Here is an 18585-nt window from a genome sequence, read left to right as displayed (position 1 = left end):
ACTAAATACTTTTTTGGGAGGATTATCTATTTATGAAAAGGAAATTGCTTATTGGACTTTTAACTATTGCCGCATGTTTTACGGTAGGATCGACATCATTTGCTGCTGAAGCTCCATCTTCTACTCTTAGCTCTTCAACTTCAATTTCTCCAAATGCTGTAATAAAACCAATTGACGAGACTCAGGCTATTGTTAGAATGCAAGTAGGCGAAACTATATGGTTGACTGGCTATAATTTTTGGTATATTAACTATGACGGATCCATTGAAATAATACCGGCTGAAGGAAAGTTTACTGCCTTACATCCTGGAACCAGTACAGTCGCAGCTGACTTTGGGAATGGTATTACATTTTATTATATTATCTTAGTTAACTAAGTCTTGACGATGCTCAAGAAATGATAATTCTGTCATCCAAACCGACAATTTATTAATTCAAAAAATAACCCGTCAGGCATAAGCCGGCGGGTTATTTTTTGTATGCTCTGAATTTAACAAAAAACACGGTTTTTCGAATAATTCCTATACATGAATGAACCATCCTTCTTCCCGCTCCCCTCTATTTCTAAAAGTATGTAATAAAAAGACGCCCAAATCGCTCCAAGACCAAACTTAAAACACCCTTAAAGCAGTTTAATGTGATAAATGAATTTTTAATAGAAATGCACCTCAAAAAATTCCGAGGTGCATCCATGTTAGATTTAAAAACTTATGTTGTAATGAGCAAAATTCAGATGATACTGCGTCATTGCAGTGAAGTTGGGATTATCTACGACCACATATATTGTTGCTCCAGGCGGAAGCAAAACATTACTAAACGATTGCGCTTCAGCAGTTCCTGCCTTTCCTGTGTAAAGTGGGCCCAGTTCAGTGAGACCATTATAGTAATTAATAATTATACCCGCTCTTGTAGGACCGTTACCACTAAATCCTCCCACATGAACACCAATTCTTTTGAGATTTGTTGTTGTATTTGTCCACTTAAACCAATCTTGATCGGTAGCACTTTGGATGAACAAATCATATATCGCACCACCGTATTCATTCGGTGTAATGGTAAGACCAAACTTGTATGAGGCGTATAAAGCTTTCACTTGAGACTGACTATTTACAACTGGTCCCGCCTTTAGCGTTGGTTACGACCTGCCCGGGCTTCGTACGGCCCTGCGCGTATAATGCATCCTGCTCCGAGATAGTCCGCAGCCCCTGAGTAATGACTATATTGACTCTCCGGGCGTAGCAGCGCTCGATCAGCGCCACTGTAGCAGTCACCCAGGACCGTATGCAGCCCAGCCACGACAAGGATTTAAGCTTTACCTGTTCAAGCGTCAGCATCTTTATGGACCTCCTCTTTGACGGCCGGGAAGATCATAAACAGATCCTGCCGCCGGGTATACATGAGATACGTCAGGATCAGCAGGCCCAGGGTTGTGCCGGTTTGAGCTACGGCCAAGGCTGTGGACTTCAACGCGGCATACACCGCTGAATCACCGGAACCGTGTGTGGAATTACAAAAAAAACGCGGCTATAAGCAGCAGCGCACAGATGAATGAAATCCCATATGCATGTGCGATTGAAAAGGCAACCCTGCGGGATGCCTGCGCCAGCTCCATTTCTCTTTTTGTGCTAGGGCGATAGACGTTTGAACAATACTCCACACGGTTGTCCTCCCCTATCCTCATCATTTCCGCTATTGGCGGAATGATCTGCCTTTAATCGCTGTCGCTGCAGTACTTCAAGAGTTGGCTGCGTAAAAGCTGCCCGTTCTTTGTCCAGGATATCCTGCAGGCGGTCATTGTCCGCCAGGGCACGATCCAGCATCGCACGCGGAACCAACTCGCCTTTTGAGACAGCCCGCCACTGAATATAAGCAAATTTGATAAACAAGAACAGTAAGACAACCGACAGCCCACACTTTTCAACCAGTGGCAGCAGCTCTTGTATTGTGGATACCTCTGTGCCCATCCCCCGCTCCCCTTTCCTCTCTCTAATGTAAAAGCCCCCGGATCGACTCCGAGGGCAAAATAAAAAACACCTTCGTAGGCGCTCTCATCCATTCCTTATTCTAAAAAAAAGCACCTCTTAAATTCAAGAGGCGCTTGCACTATAACCGTTAAAAAGTGTAGGCTGCAAAATTAAGATGGTACGAAGGAGGTGTTGTTAAATTAGGAGCATCAACTACTAAGTATACTGTGGCTCCAGGTGGGACAAAAATATTTCCCAAGACTTGAGTATTTGTAGTGTTTGCCTTATCAGAATAATACAAATCAGTCTCACCGAAACCGTTGTTATAATTGATTTTGAAGCCCGCTCTGATAGGGCCATTTCCACTATAACCACCTATATTAGCAGCAACCCTCCTAAAACTTGAAGATGTATTGGTCCACTTAAACCAATCTTTCTCGGAAGCGTCTTGTATAAAAAGGTCATAAATAACACCACCGGTGGCCACATCAACCCCATTACTTAGCACAAGCGATATTGCAGATGCCTGAGAATCACCAATACCTATAAGAAATGGTGTTACCTCAGCGGCATTTGCATTGGATTCTGCAAAAGCTGATGCCGAAGGTATCATAAGAACAGCTGAGACAAGAAGTGCAGATAGAATCTTTTTAAATTTCAATGATCTTCCGCCTTTCGATAATTTCGTTAATCGGCCGATTACAAAGTTAATATTATCCTTTTATATGTTTATTTTCCATGGTTCATTAGAATCCATTTTTAATCACAAATATGTAATTTATTGATAATTTAAAATGCCGAAATATGACTATTTTTAATATATAATGTCATTTCGTTTACAACCACTCTGTAAACAGCTACATGAAATCTATCCTCGAATAATTCCCACTATTTATTTGTGGGCATTTTGTGGGCACCACCATTAATTTAAGCAATCCCCACCACCCTCACGCCCACAAACAAAAAAGCCCCCGGCGCTTAGAGCGCCAAGGGCTGCTGTATCCTAGTAAAGCGTCATGTACTGATCTCTTTCCCATTCGTGAACCTGGGTCCGGTAAATATCCCATTCAATTTCTTTAAGTTCGTAGAAGTGGGCCAGCGCATGTTCACCCAGAGCTTCGGTAATAACATGGCTGCGGATCATTTCGTTGAGGGCTTCCTTCAGATCGGACGGCAAGCTTGGGATGCCTTCTTCAATCCGCTCTTCCTCAGACATCACATAGATGTTACGGTCGATTGGAGCCGGAAGATCAAGCTGGCGTTTGATTCCATCCAGACCTGCCTTCAACATTACAGCAAGTGCAAGGTAAGGGTTAGCTGCCGGGTCCGGGTTACGGACTTCAACGCGTGTACTGAGCCCTCTGGAAGCGGGAATACGGATCATCGGGCTGCGGTTGCTCGCAGACCAGGCCACGTAGCAAGGAGCTTCATAACCAGGCACCAGACGTTTGTATGAGTTGACAGTCGGGTTAGTGATCGCAGCAAAAGCACGTGCGTGCTTCAGAATCCCTGCCATGTAATAACGGGCTGTTTTACTCAGACCCAGTGTGTCACTTTCGTCATAAAACATGTTCTCGTTGCCTTTGAACAAGGATTGGTGTGCGTGCATACCGGATCCGTTCATGCCAAATAGCGGCTTAGGCATAAAAGTAGCATGCAGGCCGTGCTGACGGGCTACCGTCTTCACGACAAGCTTGAAGGTTTGAATCTGGTCCGCTGCCTTGATAGCATCGGCGTATTTGAAGTCAATTTCATGCTGGCCGGAAGCCACTTCATGGTGGGAGGCTTCCACTTCAAAGCCCATTTCTTCAAGCGTCAGTACGATTTCGCGGCGGCAGTTCTCCCCAAGATCCATCGGCGCCAAATCGAAATATCCGCCCTGATCGTTCAGTTCAGTGGTCGGGTTACCCTTCTCATCTGTTCTGAACAGGAAGAATTCAGGTTCAGGTCCAACGTTCATAGCAGTAAAGCCCATTTCTTCAGCTTCGAGCAGACAACGTTTGAGGATACCGCGCGGATCTCCGGCAAACGGTGTTCCGTCTGGCATATACACATCACAAATCAGACGTGCAACACGACTATCCGTCACCCAAGGGAAAATCACCCAAGTGCTAAGATCCGGATACAGGTACATATCGGATTCTTCGATCCGGACATAACCTTCGATGGAGGAACCGTCGAACATCATTTTGTTGTCGAGTGCCTTTTCCAGCTGACTTACGGGAATTTCCACATTTTTGATTGTTCCGAGCAGATCGGTAAATTGCAGGCGAATAAACCGGACGTTCTCATCCTTGGCAATACGCAGAATATCCTCTTTAGAAAAGCTCACTTTACCCTCTCCCTTTCAAAATCTCTATGTTATTTATTAAAAAACCGGGATAGCTCGCCTTGGATTAGAGACACTTGTCCCGGTCTTTTACCGGAAACCAGTTCCTGCTTAAGCAGACGGTGAAGCTGTGAATCGGATAACTCTCTACGCCGAACCTCTGTATCAGGGGTAATGACTGTAGCTTCTTCGGATTCCTTCGAGACAGGATTCATCACCTGCTTAATGCCGGCAATATTAACACCCTTCTCAATCAATGCCTTGATCTCTAGCAGACGTTCAACATCATTAAAGGAGAACAAACGCTGGTTGCCGGATGTGCGCGCGGGTACGATCAGACTGTGCTGTTCATAATAACGAATTTGTCTGGCAGATAGATCGGTTAACTTCATTACGATTCCTATAGGGAATAATGCCATATTTCTGCGGATTTCATCACCCATGACTCATCCAACCTTCCAATGATCTTTTTCTCATCTCATTGTACATTTCCTTATATGGCGTGTCAATGGTATGTGAGTTTTTCTCACAAGATTTCTTTAAGCCAATGAGAGATTAAGTGAACAAAGTGTCAGCTACATGGGACCTGGCTTCCCGCAGTATATCACATAGATCAATCCTCAAGCAAAAGTTCCGTACTGGAAACAGTTTCGCTCAAACGCGCATCATGCACGACTCCAACTTTTCAGAAACTCCTTATTCAAAAGAAAATGTGACTGGCTAACCTTCAATCACCAGCTCCCCTTCTCCTGCCGGGGTCTCAAATCCGCTCAAAAAACGGGTCAGAATCTCTTCCGTGATTGGAAAAGCGGCATTAGCATCAAAACGCCCGCTCCGGATCTGAAGCCTCCGGCGCAATTCGTCCGGATGGACTTTTAAATGGATCAGTGCCCATACGCCTCCATAACGCTCAATCAGTTGTTTATATTCATCCCGCTTCTGCCGCTGCCAAAAGCTGAAATCGATAACGACATGACGCTTCGCCTGAATCAGCTTCACCAGTTCCCCCCGCAGCCTGATTTCCGATTGTTCCTTAAAGGATTCATAAGCCTGCTCCGGATAATCTACACCAAAACGGCCATGTGTACTCCAAATATCCTCATCGATCGAGAGCCGGACGAATCCCGCTTTCTCCAGCTTCAGCGCAAAGGTTGTTTTCCCCGAGCCAGCCACACCGCACATCATCACTATAACGGGAGCTTCGCTCACATTGTTTTGTTGCGTTAAATATTCTATCGCTGCTGCTTCATTCAGCATAGACTTCATCTCCTCTTCACTTTGAGCATAGGGGAACGCTTCTCCTTAAACTACGTAGATATAGTATAAAACTACTACGGGGTGACTTCTATGAACCAGAATAATCTCATTTGTAAAGCTTGCGGAAATAACACTTTTGCTGAAGGAAAACTGGAGGGCTACGCTAATGTAAGGCCTGTAAATAACTACTTTTCTTTTGGTTCGAAGCTTACATTGACAATTTGCAAAAGATGCGGCGAAGTGGCTTCTATGAAAGTAGACAAATTTGAGAAATTCTAATTCAATCCACCAATGCAAATAACCGGACAGCCATCTGCTGAGTGTCCGGTCAATGTAAGTTCACAATTAATTAAAGTAAATTGCGCTCTCTCATGCTTTGCAGGGCCATTAGTACCCCGTACTTTACATGGGAATAAGTTAATCCGCCCTGCATATACCCGATATACGGTGCCCGGATCGGCGCATCCGCAGATAACTCCAGACTGCCGCCCTGAATGAACGTCCCTGCCGCCATAATGACCGGATGCTCATAACCAGGCATATCCCATGGCTCGGGAACAACGTGGCTGTCTACTGCCGCTGCACGCTGAATTCCCTGCACGAAAGCAATCAGATGCTCAGGTCCGTCAAAAGCTACTGCCTGGATCAGATCCGTCCGCGGCTCATCCCAGGCAGGCTTGGTCGTAAACCCGCAGCGCTGGAATACAGCGGAAGCGAAAATACTGCCCTTCACAGCCTGCCCTACGGTATGCGGAGCCATGAAGAGCCCCTGATACAGTCCGCGCGTCGTCCCCAGCATGGCACCGACTTCTCCGCCTATCCCGGGAGCAGTCAAGCGGTATGCGGCCAATTCCACCAGATCTGCCCGGCCGCAGATATACCCGCCTGTCTCGGCAATTCCGCCGCCAGGATTCTTAATCAATGAACCGGCAACGAGGTCAGCGCCAACCTGAGGGGGCTCCAGAGTCTCGGTGAACTCTCCGTAGCAGTTGTCTACGAATACAATTACATCAGGCTTTAGCGCTTTTACCTTCGCTACCATCTCACCAATCTCAGCAACAGTGAAGGAAGAACGCCAATCATAACCGCGGGAACGCTGGATTCCTATGACCTTAGTTTTATCGTTTACCGCTATTGCAACCTCGTCCCAGTCAATTTTACCGTCAGCCGTCAGTGCAGTCTCGCGGTAGCCGATGCCAAAGTCCGCCAGAGAGCCTGTCCCGTCGCCGGCCTTGCCAACTACCTTATGCAGTGTATCGTAGGGGCGTCCTGTAATGTATAGAAGCTCGTCTCCGGGACGAAGCACACCAAAGAGCGCCGTAGATATCGTATGAGTGCCAGAAGCGAAATGCGGGCGTACGAGCGCCGCCTCGGCGCCGAATACTTCAGCATAGACCAGATCCAGTACCTCACGCCCCCGGTCATTGTAGGCATATCCCGTAGACCCGGCAAAATGAAAATCACTGACATGCTGGCGCTGAAAGGCTTCAATGACCTTCCACTGATTATGATCTACAATTTTATCCAGCCGCTTAACGGCAACTTCAATTTCAAGCTCTGCAGCTTCCGCTGCCTGTAATAGATCCTCTGCAAATACTGCCATTTCCCCTCAATCTCTCCTTACCCTACTTTTACTTGTCAAAGCTGAACACATCTACGCGATTCCAAGAGGAACGGTGTGCGTTTCAGCGAGAAACCCCGCACAGCAGCGCCTGCCCCGAATGATACGAAGCAGAACTGAGGCTGTGCGGGGACTTGTAATGCCTGTACCTATCTTGCACTTATTGCGGTTCGATAAACTCAGCAAGCTTGTAGCTCCATTTATCGTAGTCCTCTTTATTCAGACGAACATTATAGAGTACGTCATTCCCGTCATAATTCTGCTCAAGTACTTCTCCAACCCGGTAGAGCAGTGATGACAGGTCTCCCCGGTCCCCGGGAATCCGGAAGATAAGGGTGTCCCCGGCCAGTTCATCGCTGATAATCCCCGTAATCCTGGTCAGGTCATCCTGATTAAAAGCACTGATCTTCAGGAAGCCCGGACCTGTAGGAAGCATTTCCAGCTGCTCCGGCTGGCACAGATCGGTTTTGTTGAACAAGACGATCTGCGGCTTTCCTGCGGCTCCCAGATCCTGCAGAATAGACTGGACAACATCCATCTGCTCTTCACGCATCGGCGAAGAGGAATCAACGACATGCAGCACCAGATTCGCTTCATTCACTTCCTCCAGTGTAGCCCGGAAGGAGGCTACCAGATCATGCGGCAGATTCTGAATGAACCCTACAGTATCTGTAAGGACAACTTCTTTGCCCCCTGGAAGCTGGAGCACGCGAGATGTCGGATCGAGGGTCGCAAACAGCTGGTTCTCAATATAGACATCCGCATCTGTAAGCTGCTTCAGCAGCGTGGATTTGCCGGCGTTGGTATAGCCAACAAGTGCCACCTGGACAGCGCCGCTCTTACGGCGGCGTTCACGGTGCAGCTCACGCGTCTTGACGACCTCATCGAGCTGGCGTTTCAGCTCGGTAATCCGGTCGCGGATATGACGGCGGTCGGTCTCCAGCTTGCTCTCCCCTGGTCCTCTCGTACCAATCCCGCCCCCGAGCCGCGACAGATTCTTCCCGTGTCCGGACAGACGCGGAAGCAGATAGGAGAGCTGCGCCAGCTCTACCTGAATGATGCCTTCCCGGGTTTTCGCCCGTCCCGCAAAAATATCAAGGATCAGCTGGGTCCGGTCAATAATCTTCAGATCCAGAGACTCCTCCAGATTCCGCACCTGTGCTCCGGACAGCTCCTGGTCGAAGATCGCCGTATTGGCACCCAGTCCGTCAGCGGCCATCCGCAGCTCTTCTACCTTTCCCTTACCGATGAACCATTTGGAATCCGGGGTTTCCTTGTTCTGCCGGATGACATCGAGCACCTCCACCCCGGCCGTTTCAGCCAGCTGGACCAGCTCCTGAAGTGAAAGCTCGGGATCAATGCCCGTGCGTTTGATTTTGTCCGTGACCAGACTGACGAGTATTGCCCGGTCCTGAACATCTGTTTGGGTATCATGTGTGGTGATTGCCATTAATTAAGTGCTCCTTATCTGTATGCATTCATGTCTTACAATTTGAAATCCTCCGTCCGCAGGGTCATCAGCTCCTGCTTGCCGGGACTTGTGCTCTCATACTGATTCAGCAGCCGTACCGCCTGCGAGCGCACCGCCTTCTCAATACTGTTGCGCACATACCTTGCGTTGCTGAAGGCATGCAGACTTTCTGTTTTTTCAAGCAGTAAAGCCTGCTTAAGTTTGAGTATGGCCTGCGGCATCAGAATATAATCGCGTTCCTTGGCCATTAGCTCGGCAATCTGCAGCAGCTGGTCAATCGTATAGTCAGGAAATTCCACCTGAATCGGAAACCGTGAGGGCAGACCGGGGTTGCTCATCAGAAAATAGTCGATTTCCCCGGAATAACCGGCCAGAATCAGCACAAATTGGCTCCGGTGATCCTCCATGGATTTCACCAGTGTGTCGATGGCTTCTTTACCGAAATCCTTATCTCCCCCGCGGGCCAGACTATAGGCCTCATCGATAAAAAGTATGCCCCCCAGCGCCTTTTTCACCAGATCCCGCGTCTTCTGGGCAGTGTGCCCGATATATTCGCCCACCAGATCCGCCCGTTCCACCTCAATGAGATGGCCTTTGCTGAGCACACCCATCCGCTGGAACAGCTTCGCAACAATCCGTGCTACGGTTGTTTTGCCTGTACCGGGATTTCCCTTGAAGACCATATGATAGGCCTGGCCCCCGCTGGCAAGTCCAGCTTCACTGCGCATCTGTGCTACCTGGAGCAGGGCATATATCTCAAAAACTAGCTCTTTGATATTATCCAGACCTACTAACGCGTCCAGTTCCCGGCTGAGTTCCTGGAACAGTCCGCTGTGGCTGTGGTTTTTTGGGGGTACCGGGCCGCTGGCACTGTCTGCGGGTGAGCTGGCCACCGGCGCCGGATCCTGATTCCTCAGCACAATATTGATCTGCCGTGACGGTCTTCCTTCATCCCGTCCACTTGCCGCCGCTACATGTCCGTTCACCTTATTCACCTCATTATACAGGGCTGACTTGCTCTAAACAGTCTATTCCGGTACAGGGGGTGTTATTAGCAGTTTCCGAAATTAGCAGATTTATAAAGATAACTGCTGCATTTTCCATTTGGTATAGGCGAGAATTTCGCGTGTCTTGTACTTGAACATTGACATGACCTTAGACTCCGTAACCCCAAGCTCCGGGTTCGTGAACTTAAGCTCACGTGCAATCTCCAGCGCACGGCGGCCATGGAAATCATGCGTAATGATAACCGCAGAAGACAAGCCCTCCTGCTGCATGACTGCCTTACTGAACAGAAGATTCTCATAGGTGCTGGTAGACTGCTTCTCCAGATAGATCACATCCTCCGGAACACCATGTGCCGCCAGATACCTCTTCATTCCCTCGGCTTCAGTATACTTGTTATCCGGGTGATCCAGACCTCCTGAAACCACAAAATGGGTGAATGCTCCTGAACGATAGAGCTCAAGCGCGTAATCCAGCCGCTCCTTCAGACCCGGACTGGGTTCATCCCCCCACATCGACATGCCCAGAATTACACCCGCATCCGCTTTCACCATCGGCGCGGTTGTTTCTGCACCATTAATTCTGCTAAGTGCCACAGCGCACCAGATCAGTCCGGCAACGATGAGCAGAATCAGTGCAGACCACAACATTCGCTTCATACGATAGTTACGCTTCCGGGTGACTCTGCGAATGGGGGAGGATCCTCTTTGATAGACATACCATTCCATTATTATTTCCTCCTGAACTCTCCGTGATGAAATAATTCGGCACGGTGCTTCAGTGAAAGGGAGAAATAAGGGAAGGCATGAGCATCGATACTGCGCAGTATCGTATTTGCTGTAGACCAGGCTAAATTATAGTCACTGTCTGTTATGTCGTCCCGTTCCAGCGCTTCCTCCAGCTCATCCTCATCCAGCAAGAACACTTCACCGTTCCACAGCACCACAACATCCAGGTATAAATCATCAAACCAGGGAACCCCTTGGTCTGTTACTCCCTGAACCTTGCAGGTGTCGATATACCATTGTACAATATTCTGCCGTTCGTCAAACATAGCCGTCACAATATAGTGGCTGTCTTTGGGAAAATACTGCAGCCATGAATACCCTTTGTCCGCAATGCGGTATGTATGCCTGCCATAGCTCTTCCACAGCGGCTCCTTCAGCCCGTAAATGGTATACAGTGTAATGTACCCACTGAATTCCCGGGTTTCCACATAGCGGCAGGCAAAATGGCGGCGCGTAATCCGGCGCCAGTTGGCCCGGTCTCCGAATTTACGTTTCATATGAATAACCCTCTCAGATAATGGTGCCTTCAGCTTAACACATTTCGCGTAGACACTCAAAATATCACAGTGATCCAAGTCACCAGAAAACCCCGCCAGCCGGGAATTCTGCAGCATGCAGAGCGCTCCGGACTGCCGGGGTCAAATGTTTCCATGGATTTCAATTAAACCGCTACTACCTACTGCGTAGTATTAGCGCCTTCTACAAAACCGGCGTTCGGATCGCTGCCCGGATCTGTAGCGGGATCCGTTACAGGTTCGCCAGTAGTCGCGGTTGCTTCCGGAGCCGGCGTAGGCAGCGGTGTGCTTTGCACTGGAGGCGGTGTTATTTCAGGCGGAGGTGTTACTGTTCCGCCATTATTGCCGCTGCCTCCATTTCCGTTGCCGTTCCCATTACCATTACCATTACCATTACCATTACCATTACCGTTCCCGTTGTTGCCGGAGCCGTCATCACCCGGAATACCGCCATTTCCGGAGTTGCCGCCGTTGCCAGTGTCATCCGTAGGCAGATTCGGATCGAGTGTTGGTTCAGGTTCCGGCGTTTGTAGTTCATCCTGCACGGACACTGTTACGATATCCGAAGGCTCACTTTCCACATCAAGCTCCGGATCATAAGCTCTTACATAATATTCATAAGACAGTCCCGGCATCGCACTTATATCACCAACACTAGCAGCGCTCGTGTTAAGAAGCTGAGTAAAATCTGCTTCTGAGGTTTCCCGGCGGTATATGCGGTAGTCCACCCCTGCAGCTTCAACCGGGTTCCAGCTGAGGTTGACCGTCATGGTCGAGGCATCATAAGCCGCCTGCAGACCGGTTACAACCGGAGTCGCCTCAGGTGTCGGTGTGGCTTCAACCTCTGCCGAGCCTTTGGGAACCGGGAACGATTTGGCAGGAACGCCTTCCAGCGCTTCCTCCATGACCTTGCCCCAGAAGGCTGCCGCAAGCGGACTGCTGTTCTTGAGCAGATGTTTCTTGCTTGGCTTGTCATAGCCCATCCAGACCGCGGCTGTCCATTCCGGTGTATAGCCGACGAACCAGACATCGCGGTTAGAACTGATTCCTTCGTAGCCGCTCTGGGTGGTTCCTGTCTTACCGGCTACCGGACGGTTAATTCTGGCTTTTTTACCCGTGCCGTCCTGTACGACCTTCTGCATCATTCCAGTCATCTGATAAGCCGTGTCCTCGCTCATCACCCGTTCAGCGGTGGTATTGGCCTTATAGACCGTCTTGTCGTCGCTGTCGGCAATCGACTTAATGGAGTAGGCATTCCGCAGCTCTCCACCATTGGCAAATGCGCTGTAGGCCTGGGCCATCTCCAGTGTATTGGTCCCTTCACTCATCCCGCCGAGGGCAAGCGACAGGTTCTTGTCTTCATCCTTCAGATTGATGCCAAGCTTCTTGGCGAACTGGAAGCCGGTGTTCACACCGATCTCATTCAGCAGCCATACCGCCGGAATATTCTCTGATTTCGTCAAGGCATCCGCCATGCTAATCGTTGTCGAATAGCCATGCAGGTTGTTCGGGCAATATTTGCCGAAGCACTGCTTCTCATTGCTCAGCCTCGAATCATTCGTGAACTTGCCGGATTCCAGCGCCGGTGCGTAGGCAACCAGCGGTTTGAACGCTGACCCCGGGGAACGGCGGCTGCCGTCAACGCGGCTATAGCCTTTCTTCTCATAATTGCGACCGCCCATGAGCGCCACAATACTGCCGTTCTCCTGGTTGATGATCGTCATCGAACCCTGCACCAGCTCATCGTCCACGCTTTTCTCGAAATTCTCACTGTCGGCAAAAGCATCCTCAATGGTCTCCTGGGCATGCTTATCCATCGTTGTATAGATCTTGTAACCGCCAATATTCAGATCATCTTCGGTAAGCCCGAATTTATCCTCAGCCTCGTCAATAGCATAATCAATAAATGCCTGGTAATGCTGCTTGCTGCTCTCAGGTGGCGTATAGTTATAGTCAACTGCCTTAGCCTCATCCATCTGTTCCTTCGTGATCGCTTTCTGATCATACATAAGCTGCAGCACAACCGCGCGGCGTTCCTTGGACAGCTCCGGATTACGCAGCGGATTATAGCGGGAAGGCCCCTTCGGCATGGCAGCCAGTGTAGCCATTTGCCACAGCTCCAGCTTGTTCAAATCACTTTCACCGAAATAACGGATAGAGGCGGCCTTGATGCCGTAGATGGTTCCCCCGAAAGGTATCCGGTTCAAATACATCGTGATAATTTCTTCTTTGGTATGCTTATTCTCCAGCGCAACAGCAATCGAAACCTCTGTCGCTTTGCGGAAGAAGGTCTTATCCCGGGTCAGGAAGATATTTTTCGCGAGCTGCTGGGTGATGGTGCTTCCGCCTTCAACCATGCTGCGTGCCGCAATATCCTTCACCGCTGCCCGTCCGATGGACCAGATATCTACACCTTTGTGATCGAAAAACCTTTTATCCTCGGTAGCTACAAAAGCGGTGATCAGCATCTTGGGAAGATCCTCGTATTCTACGGGATCACTTTTCTCCAGGGCGAGCTCCCCGATCAGATTCGCATTCCGGTCAAAAATCTGCGTCGGTGGATTTACCGTCAATTTGCCCTGGTTCTCCTCCAGCAGCTTCTGGCCGTTCAGCATAATGAACAAATAGCCGCCCAGCGCACAAAAAATCGCCAGTGCCGTTGCAAAAAACAAACTCCACAATACACGTTTCTTGGTTAGAAATTTTTTCTTTTTCTTTGGTTTCCCTTTGGAATTCGGCGTATTGCTACCTCTGTCTCTATTGCCGCCATTCCTGGTTAGTTGGTCTCTGGACATGTTGCCTCCTGACTCCCTTAGCGGAAAAATCATGAATTATGGTCATGAATGAAAAGAACAACCTTCACAGGTTGCTCTCTCACACTCTCTATTCAAACGATTGATAAACAAAAAGGTTTCGCTTCAAGACTGTAAAATCTTAAATCTCGGTATTATTGTCCTGCATCAGCGATACGCTGCGCTGTGGTGTAAACGTGGAAATCGCATGCTTGTACACCATCTGCTGGCGCCCGTCGCTGTCGATGACAATCGTAAAGTTGTCGAAGGCTTTGATAATTCCCCGGATTTGGAAACCGTTGGTCAAATATACTGTAGCAGGGATATTCTCTTTGCGTAGTTGGTTCAAGAACGTATCTTGGATGTTAATGGACTTGTTCATATGACGTACCCCCAATGGTTCAATTAGATTGTTCGTAAGTATATTCAACACCTTAGAGAAACTTTCCTGCTATTATACCATGTATTCTGCAAGCACAGCAATGTAATAAAACAGGCTGAGATATGGTATGTAAAACGTTAACACATAGATGAAATCAGCTCATTTATTAAACCCCTCCACTACATATTAAATCTTCGGAGCCCTTCCGGTCAATCTCCATGCCTTCAGCATCAGCTGCGGTCCCGCTTTCAACCGGTTTATCCGGCACAGCAAATCCTCTAATTCAGTAGTGACGCGGGAAGCTTCCGCATAGTCACTCTGGGCAGCTGCTCTGATCCCGTCTTTTCATTTGGGTCCCCCGGTTCTTTGTACATTCGGCAAAAAGAGGCATGAAGCGGGATGTAAAAAGATGCTTCCGGTAAAGCGCGAACACGCTTTGGAAGCATCCTACATGTTCGTGCAGCCAAGAATGGATTTAATGGGGTAACCTCAAGAGTTATATTGAATTTGCAAAGGTTTGCGCAATTTTATGCTGAATGATTGCGAAAATCTCATGATAGTCCAGACTCTCCTCCACGTCGATCCACTGAATCTCCTTCATGTGGCGAAACCAGGATAACTGTCTTTTGGCAAAACGGCGGGTATCGCGCTTCAGCAGGATCACAGCTTCCTCAAGCGTTGTCTCTCCCTCCAGATAGGCGGCAATCTCTTTGTAGCCCAGTCCCTGCATAGATACAAGGCTTCTGCTGTAGCCGCGCTCAAGCAGTCCCTGAACTTCAGCGACGAGTCCTTGCGCCACCATCTGATCAATCCGTTCTTCAATACGTTTATATAGTTTTTTACGGTCCATAGTCAGCCCTATGAGGCATAACTCATAAGGGGATTCCTTCTTTTGCTCAGAAAGAGAGTCGGAAAGCGGAATGTTAGTCTGATGATAGATTTCCAGCGCGCGGATAATTCTTCTCCGGTCATTGGGATGCAGCCGCTCCGCACTGGCCGGATCTACCGCCGCCAGCCGGGCATGCAGCGCTTCCGCCCCATGCTCTTCAGCGTAAGCATCCTGCTCGCTGCGGAAGGCCTCATCCGCCACCGCCTCGGAGAAGCGGAATCCGTAGCACAGGGACTCAATATACAGTCCTGTTCCGCCAACAATAAAAGGCAGCCTGCCCCTGCTGCTGATCTCTTCGATCAGCCGGGTTCCCTGCTCCTGGAATTCTGCGGTGGAATAGGCATCAAGCGGATCATGAATATCAATCAGATGATGGGGAATCCCCTTCATCTCAGCTTCGGTGATCTTCGCCGTGCCGATATCCATACCACGGTAGACCTGCATGGAATCCCCTGATATGATCTCGGCACCGAAAGCTCCGGCCAGCTCCAGGCTCAGCCTGGTCTTCCCGACTGCGGTCGGACCGAGCAGCACGAGTACCTTGCGTTTAGTCTCTGTTGTCAATGGTGATCACCCCGTACGATGTTTTGGCGCTCGTTCTCAGCAGCTCCGTGAAGCCCAGACGGGCGAACTCTCCGCTCAGCGCCTTTTCCTTCAGCAGCACAGTCTTGCGTGCAACCCTGACCGCTTCAGCCACGCTCTCCGTCGACAACGCGGCGGGATTGGCGAACTTACGCAGCGGTGAAATCGCCGCTGAATCCGTCATCGGCACCCGGAACATCGGGTCGAAATAAACAATATCAATGCTGTTGTCCGGCTGAGCCTTCAAATACTCCAGATGGTCGCCCAGCCGGACGTCGATGCGGCGCAGGGCTTCATTCACCTTAATCTGGCCTGAAACATATTGGCTCATCCCCTCCAGCAGCAGCGCGTATAACGGCAGTGAGCTCTCCAGTGCCGTAACCCGGGAATGCTCCCCACCAGTGACGGCAAACAGCAGGGAGTCTCCCCCCAGCCCTGCCGTACAATCCAGCACGCTGTCGCCGGGCAGCATGCCTGCTGCATCAATCAGGGGGTCTGATTCGCCTCTAATGATCCGTTTCGCACGGACAAACCCCATGCTGGGATGGAACTCCATAGGCGGCATCTCCGGCGTTATCAGCCGGACCGCCTCCTGCAGAACGACCAGGACCTGCTCGTCCCCATATTGATCCACAAGCTTCGCCATGGATAACTTGGCACGGGGCGCATAGAGACAGCCGGTGCGCTCAGCCAGAGTCCTGGCCCGGTCTACTATTTCCGGTATCGGGTTAAAGCCCGTGGTTATAATCATGTTGCCTCCGATCTTGCTCTCTTCAAATGTTCAATGCTGCCACTACATCACGCGCTTAAACAGCTTCTCCAGATCATAGGAAGAAAAGGAGACGACTATCGGCCGTCCATGCGGGCAGGTATAAGGCTGGCGGCAGGCCGCAAGCCGGGAGAGCAGCGATTCCACTTCCAGCTCTGTGAGCTTCTGATTAGCCTTAATCGAGGCTTTGCAGGAGCAGAGGATAGAGGATTTCTCGCGCAGCTTGGCGAGGTCAATCGACCGTTCGCTCAGCACCCACTCCGCCATCTCCTCGATAACCGCCTTCTCGTCACCTTCCGGGAACCAGTACGGCAAGGAACGGACCAGGAAAGTCTGTCCGCCGAAATGCTCAAGAAATACTCCCGCCTGCTGGAACCAGTGCAGCCGTTCGCTGAGCTGCCTGCTCTCCGAAGGCGTGAATTCCAGCGTAATCGGCAGCAGCAGCTCCTGCGATGCATCTTCCGGCTTGCCGAATTTCTCATAGTAGAATTCATAATTCACCCGTTCATGCGCAGCGTGCTGGTCGATCAGATACAGCCCGCTGTCATTCTGGGCGATAATATACGTTCCGTGATGCTGGCCGATATAATTCAGCTCGGGAAATTGCGGGAGTCCCGTGTCTTCGCTTCCGGCAGGAGCAATAGCAGGGGCGTATAACTCCTCTGCGGTTGGCATTTGTCCCCGGTCAGCCGCAGCTGCCTGCGGGCGGTAGCTGTCGCGCGGACGGGATGACGGCTGTGCTGCGGTCCCGTTCCGGTAAGGTGCGGGCGGAATGATACCGCCGCCGTATGCTGCAGCCGTCTCCCTGGTCTGAGACTGCGGCGGCAGAGAATTGCCGCCGCTTGGATAACGCTGCGGAGCCCCGGCAGCGGCCCCACCACCGAACAGCGGAGCACTGCTGCCGGTTAGCGGGGCAGCACTGTTCCCGCCAGGGCGTGGCTGGCTGCTGCCTCCCTGCAGAGCATCAGCATCAGCAGGCATCCCTTGGATCGGACCGCGGCCAGCAGAAGCATCCGCAGGGTTAGCTGGCTCAGCACCTTGCTGCGGAGCTCCCGGAACCGACCCTTTGGAAAAAGCGAACTGCTCCTGAATGAAGGAGCTGCTATTTTTGCCCCCGATAATTTCCTTGGTTGGACGCGGTATCAGACTCTGTCCCATGAGCAGGCTGCGGATCTGCTGCTCCACGAATGCGTACAGCTCGGTCTCCTTGCTGAAACGAACCTCCAGCTTAGCCGGATGCACGTTGACATCGACCAGTGACGGATGCATGTCGAGCTGCAGCACCAGCAGCGGATAACGGTTAATCGGCAGCAGCGTATGATACGCTCGCATGATCGAGGCATTCAGTCCGTTGCTGCGGATATAGCGTCCGCCGACAATTGTCGTAACGGCATTACGGTTCGAACGCGTCCATTCCGGACGGCTGATATAACCGGAGATCTTATAATCCGGATCCTCGGCTGCGACCGGCAGCATCGCCTTGGCAGCGGAGGTGCCATACACGGCGGCAATAACCTGCAGCAGATCGCCGTTGCCCAGCGTATGCAGCAGCTGATTGCCGTTATGCTGCAAGGTGAATGAGATATCCGGATGGGCCAGCGCCATGCGGTACATCGCATCCGAAATATGGCCCAGCTCCGTCTGGATGCTCTTCATATACTTCAGCCGTGCCGGGGTATTATAGAACAATTCCCGTACGGTGAGATCACTTCCCCGGCCGGAAGGCGCATCCTCACTCAGGATCAGCTTCCCGCCCTCAATCTCCAGCAGCCGTCCCTTCCCGTCATCACCGCTGGCAGTCAGCAGGGTCAGCTTCGATACCGCCGCGATACTCGGCAGTGCTTCCCCCCGGAACCCGAGGCTGGTGATCAGGAACAGATCACGGCCGTTGGCGATTTTGCTCGTTGCATGGCGGTAAAAGGCCGTCTCGCAATCCTCCGGCTCTATGCCGGAGCCATTATCCTTGACGCGGATGCTCTGCAGTCCACCCTCTTCCACAGAGACCTCGATACGTGTGCTTCCCGCATCAATCGCGTTCTCCACAAGCTCTTTCACTACAGATGCAGGACGCTCCACTACCTCTCCGGCCGCAATCTGGTTGGCAATATGCTCGTCCAGCACATGAATCTTAGCCATATTCGTTCACCCCGCAATTAATAAATAATGTAGCTGCAAACTCATAGTGTTATCTGAATGGAGCCCGCTAAATCATAATTAGCCC

Annotated in this window: 19 protein-coding genes; 1 reads left to right on the top strand and 18 read right to left on the bottom strand. The window is 50.5% G+C overall.

Features of this window, described 5'->3' with window-relative positions:
* The first annotated feature begins 32 nt into the window (after window positions 1–32).
* Complete coding sequence (locus MKZ24_RS19560) at window positions 33–377, top strand: hypothetical protein (protein ID WP_042137886.1); 345 nt, start codon at window positions 33–35, stop codon at window positions 375–377.
* Window positions 378–700: 323 nt separating this feature from the next.
* Here MKZ24_RS19560 and MKZ24_RS19555 read toward each other — a convergent pair whose 3' ends face one another.
* The 18 genes from MKZ24_RS19555 to mutL form a co-directional block, all read right to left on the bottom strand.
* Window positions 701–1093, bottom strand: a complete 393-nt coding sequence (locus MKZ24_RS19555) for a hypothetical protein (RefSeq protein WP_042236904.1) — start codon at window positions 1091–1093, stop codon at window positions 701–703.
* 10 nt (window positions 1094–1103) lie between these two features.
* Window positions 1104–1334, bottom strand: coding sequence for a M15 family metallopeptidase (locus MKZ24_RS19550; protein WP_042236905.1), 231 nt, complete (start codon window positions 1332–1334; stop codon window positions 1104–1106).
* On the bottom strand, window positions 1321–1467 hold the full coding sequence (locus tag MKZ24_RS19545; RefSeq protein ID WP_340785649.1) for a hypothetical protein: 147 nt from the start codon (window positions 1465–1467) through the stop codon (window positions 1321–1323). Before MKZ24_RS19545 ends, MKZ24_RS19550 begins: the two co-directional genes overlap by 14 nt.
* A gap of 158 nt (window positions 1468–1625) precedes the next feature.
* Window positions 1626–1964 carry a hypothetical protein gene (locus MKZ24_RS19540; protein WP_340785647.1) on the bottom strand — a complete coding sequence of 113 codons (339 nt, stop codon included), beginning with the start codon at window positions 1962–1964 and terminating at the stop codon, window positions 1626–1628.
* Window positions 1965–2112: 148 nt separating this feature from the next.
* Window positions 2113–2625: a hypothetical protein gene (locus MKZ24_RS19535; protein WP_042137893.1), complete on the bottom strand. Its 513-nt coding sequence runs from the start codon at window positions 2623–2625 to the stop codon at window positions 2113–2115.
* A 342-nt stretch (window positions 2626–2967) separates the two neighbouring features.
* Window positions 2968–4296, bottom strand: a complete 1329-nt coding sequence (gene glnA / locus MKZ24_RS19530; protein ID WP_039299225.1) for a type I glutamate--ammonia ligase — start codon at window positions 4294–4296, stop codon at window positions 2968–2970.
* Window positions 4297–4325: 29 nt separating this feature from the next.
* Entirely contained in the window at window positions 4326–4736 is a 411-nt protein-coding gene (locus MKZ24_RS19525; protein ID WP_019910684.1) for a MerR family transcriptional regulator, read from the bottom strand.
* Between the two features lie 277 nt (window positions 4737–5013).
* On the bottom strand, window positions 5014–5550 hold the full coding sequence (locus MKZ24_RS19520; protein WP_336101786.1) for an AAA family ATPase: 537 nt from the start codon (window positions 5548–5550) through the stop codon (window positions 5014–5016).
* 349 nt (window positions 5551–5899) lie between these two features.
* A complete protein-coding gene (locus MKZ24_RS19515; protein WP_042137898.1) occupies window positions 5900–7153 on the bottom strand; it encodes a methionine gamma-lyase family protein in 1254 nt (417 codons plus the stop codon).
* A gap of 178 nt (window positions 7154–7331) precedes the next feature.
* Window positions 7332–8621 carry a GTPase HflX gene (gene hflX, locus MKZ24_RS19510; RefSeq protein WP_340785636.1) on the bottom strand — a complete coding sequence of 430 codons (1290 nt, stop codon included), beginning with the start codon at window positions 8619–8621 and terminating at the stop codon, window positions 7332–7334.
* 35 nt (window positions 8622–8656) lie between these two features.
* On the bottom strand, window positions 8657–9628 hold the full coding sequence (locus tag MKZ24_RS19505) for an AAA family ATPase (RefSeq protein ID WP_340785634.1): 972 nt from the start codon (window positions 9626–9628) through the stop codon (window positions 8657–8659).
* Between the two features lie 90 nt (window positions 9629–9718).
* Window positions 9719–10375, bottom strand: coding sequence for a YdcF family protein (locus MKZ24_RS19500; RefSeq protein ID WP_340785632.1), 657 nt, complete (start codon window positions 10373–10375; stop codon window positions 9719–9721).
* Between the two features lie 2 nt (window positions 10376–10377).
* Window positions 10378–10932 (bottom strand): DUF402 domain-containing protein, encoded by a 555-nt coding sequence (locus MKZ24_RS19495; protein ID WP_039299253.1) that lies wholly within the window; start codon window positions 10930–10932, stop codon window positions 10378–10380.
* A 179-nt stretch (window positions 10933–11111) separates the two neighbouring features.
* Window positions 11112–13745 (bottom strand): PBP1A family penicillin-binding protein, encoded by a 2634-nt coding sequence (locus MKZ24_RS19490; RefSeq protein WP_340785628.1) that lies wholly within the window; start codon window positions 13743–13745, stop codon window positions 11112–11114.
* 139 nt (window positions 13746–13884) lie between these two features.
* Window positions 13885–14124 (bottom strand): RNA chaperone Hfq, encoded by a 240-nt coding sequence (gene hfq, locus MKZ24_RS19485; RefSeq protein WP_042236917.1) that lies wholly within the window; start codon window positions 14122–14124, stop codon window positions 13885–13887.
* A 496-nt stretch (window positions 14125–14620) separates the two neighbouring features.
* Complete coding sequence (gene miaA, locus MKZ24_RS19480; protein WP_042236919.1) at window positions 14621–15577, bottom strand: tRNA (adenosine(37)-N6)-dimethylallyltransferase MiaA; 957 nt, start codon at window positions 15575–15577, stop codon at window positions 14621–14623.
* Window positions 15561–16346, bottom strand: a complete 786-nt coding sequence (locus MKZ24_RS19475) for a class I SAM-dependent methyltransferase (RefSeq protein WP_340785623.1) — start codon at window positions 16344–16346, stop codon at window positions 15561–15563. The genes miaA and MKZ24_RS19475 overlap by 17 nt, the downstream gene beginning before the upstream one ends.
* Window positions 16347–16388: 42 nt before the next feature.
* Window positions 16389–18500 (bottom strand): DNA mismatch repair endonuclease MutL, encoded by a 2112-nt coding sequence (mutL, locus tag MKZ24_RS19470; protein WP_340785621.1) that lies wholly within the window; start codon window positions 18498–18500, stop codon window positions 16389–16391.
* Window positions 18501–18585: the final 85 nt, after the last annotated feature.

The organism is Paenibacillus sp. FSL R7-0297 (assembly GCF_038009025.1).
Classification (GTDB): domain Bacteria; phylum Bacillota; class Bacilli; order Paenibacillales; family Paenibacillaceae; genus Paenibacillus_AQ.
The sequence above is the reverse complement of the archived record's forward strand: the minus strand, read 5'-3'. Positions and strand labels throughout refer to the sequence as shown.

What these genes read in the sequence shown, in the direction of transcription:
- MKZ24_RS19525 (WP_019910684.1), bottom strand. Translation starts at nt 4,736, where the DNA reads ATGGGTGATGAAATCCGCAGAAATATGGCATTATTCCCTATAGGAATC.
- MKZ24_RS19520 (WP_336101786.1), bottom strand. Translation starts at nt 5,550, where the DNA reads ATGCTGAATGAAGCAGCAGCGATAGAATATTTAACGCAACAAAACAAT.
- MKZ24_RS19495 (WP_039299253.1), bottom strand. Translation starts at nt 10,932, where the DNA reads ATGAAACGTAAATTCGGAGACCGGGCCAACTGGCGCCGGATTACGCGC.
- MKZ24_RS19490 (WP_340785628.1), bottom strand. Translation starts at nt 13,745, where the DNA reads ATGTCCAGAGACCAACTAACCAGGAATGGCGGCAATAGAGACAGAGGT.
- mutL (WP_340785621.1), bottom strand. Translation starts at nt 18,500, where the DNA reads ATGGCTAAGATTCATGTGCTGGACGAGCATATTGCCAACCAGATTGCG.
- hfq (WP_042236917.1), bottom strand. Translation starts at nt 14,124, where the DNA reads ATGAACAAGTCCATTAACATCCAAGATACGTTCTTGAACCAACTACGC.
- MKZ24_RS19540 (WP_340785647.1), bottom strand. Translation starts at nt 1,964, where the DNA reads ATGGGCACAGAGGTATCCACAATACAAGAGCTGCTGCCACTGGTTGAA.
- MKZ24_RS19560 (WP_042137886.1), top strand. Translation starts at nt 33, where the DNA reads ATGAAAAGGAAATTGCTTATTGGACTTTTAACTATTGCCGCATGTTTT.
- MKZ24_RS19475 (WP_340785623.1), bottom strand. Translation starts at nt 16,346, where the DNA reads ATGATTATAACCACGGGCTTTAACCCGATACCGGAAATAGTAGACCGG.
- hflX (WP_340785636.1), bottom strand. Translation starts at nt 8,621, where the DNA reads ATGGCAATCACCACACATGATACCCAAACAGATGTTCAGGACCGGGCA.
- MKZ24_RS19550 (WP_042236905.1), bottom strand. Translation starts at nt 1,334, where the DNA reads ATGCTGACGCTTGAACAGGTAAAGCTTAAATCCTTGTCGTGGCTGGGC.
- MKZ24_RS19515 (WP_042137898.1), bottom strand. Translation starts at nt 7,153, where the DNA reads ATGGCAGTATTTGCAGAGGATCTATTACAGGCAGCGGAAGCTGCAGAG.
- MKZ24_RS19500 (WP_340785632.1), bottom strand. Translation starts at nt 10,375, where the DNA reads ATGGAATGGTATGTCTATCAAAGAGGATCCTCCCCCATTCGCAGAGTC.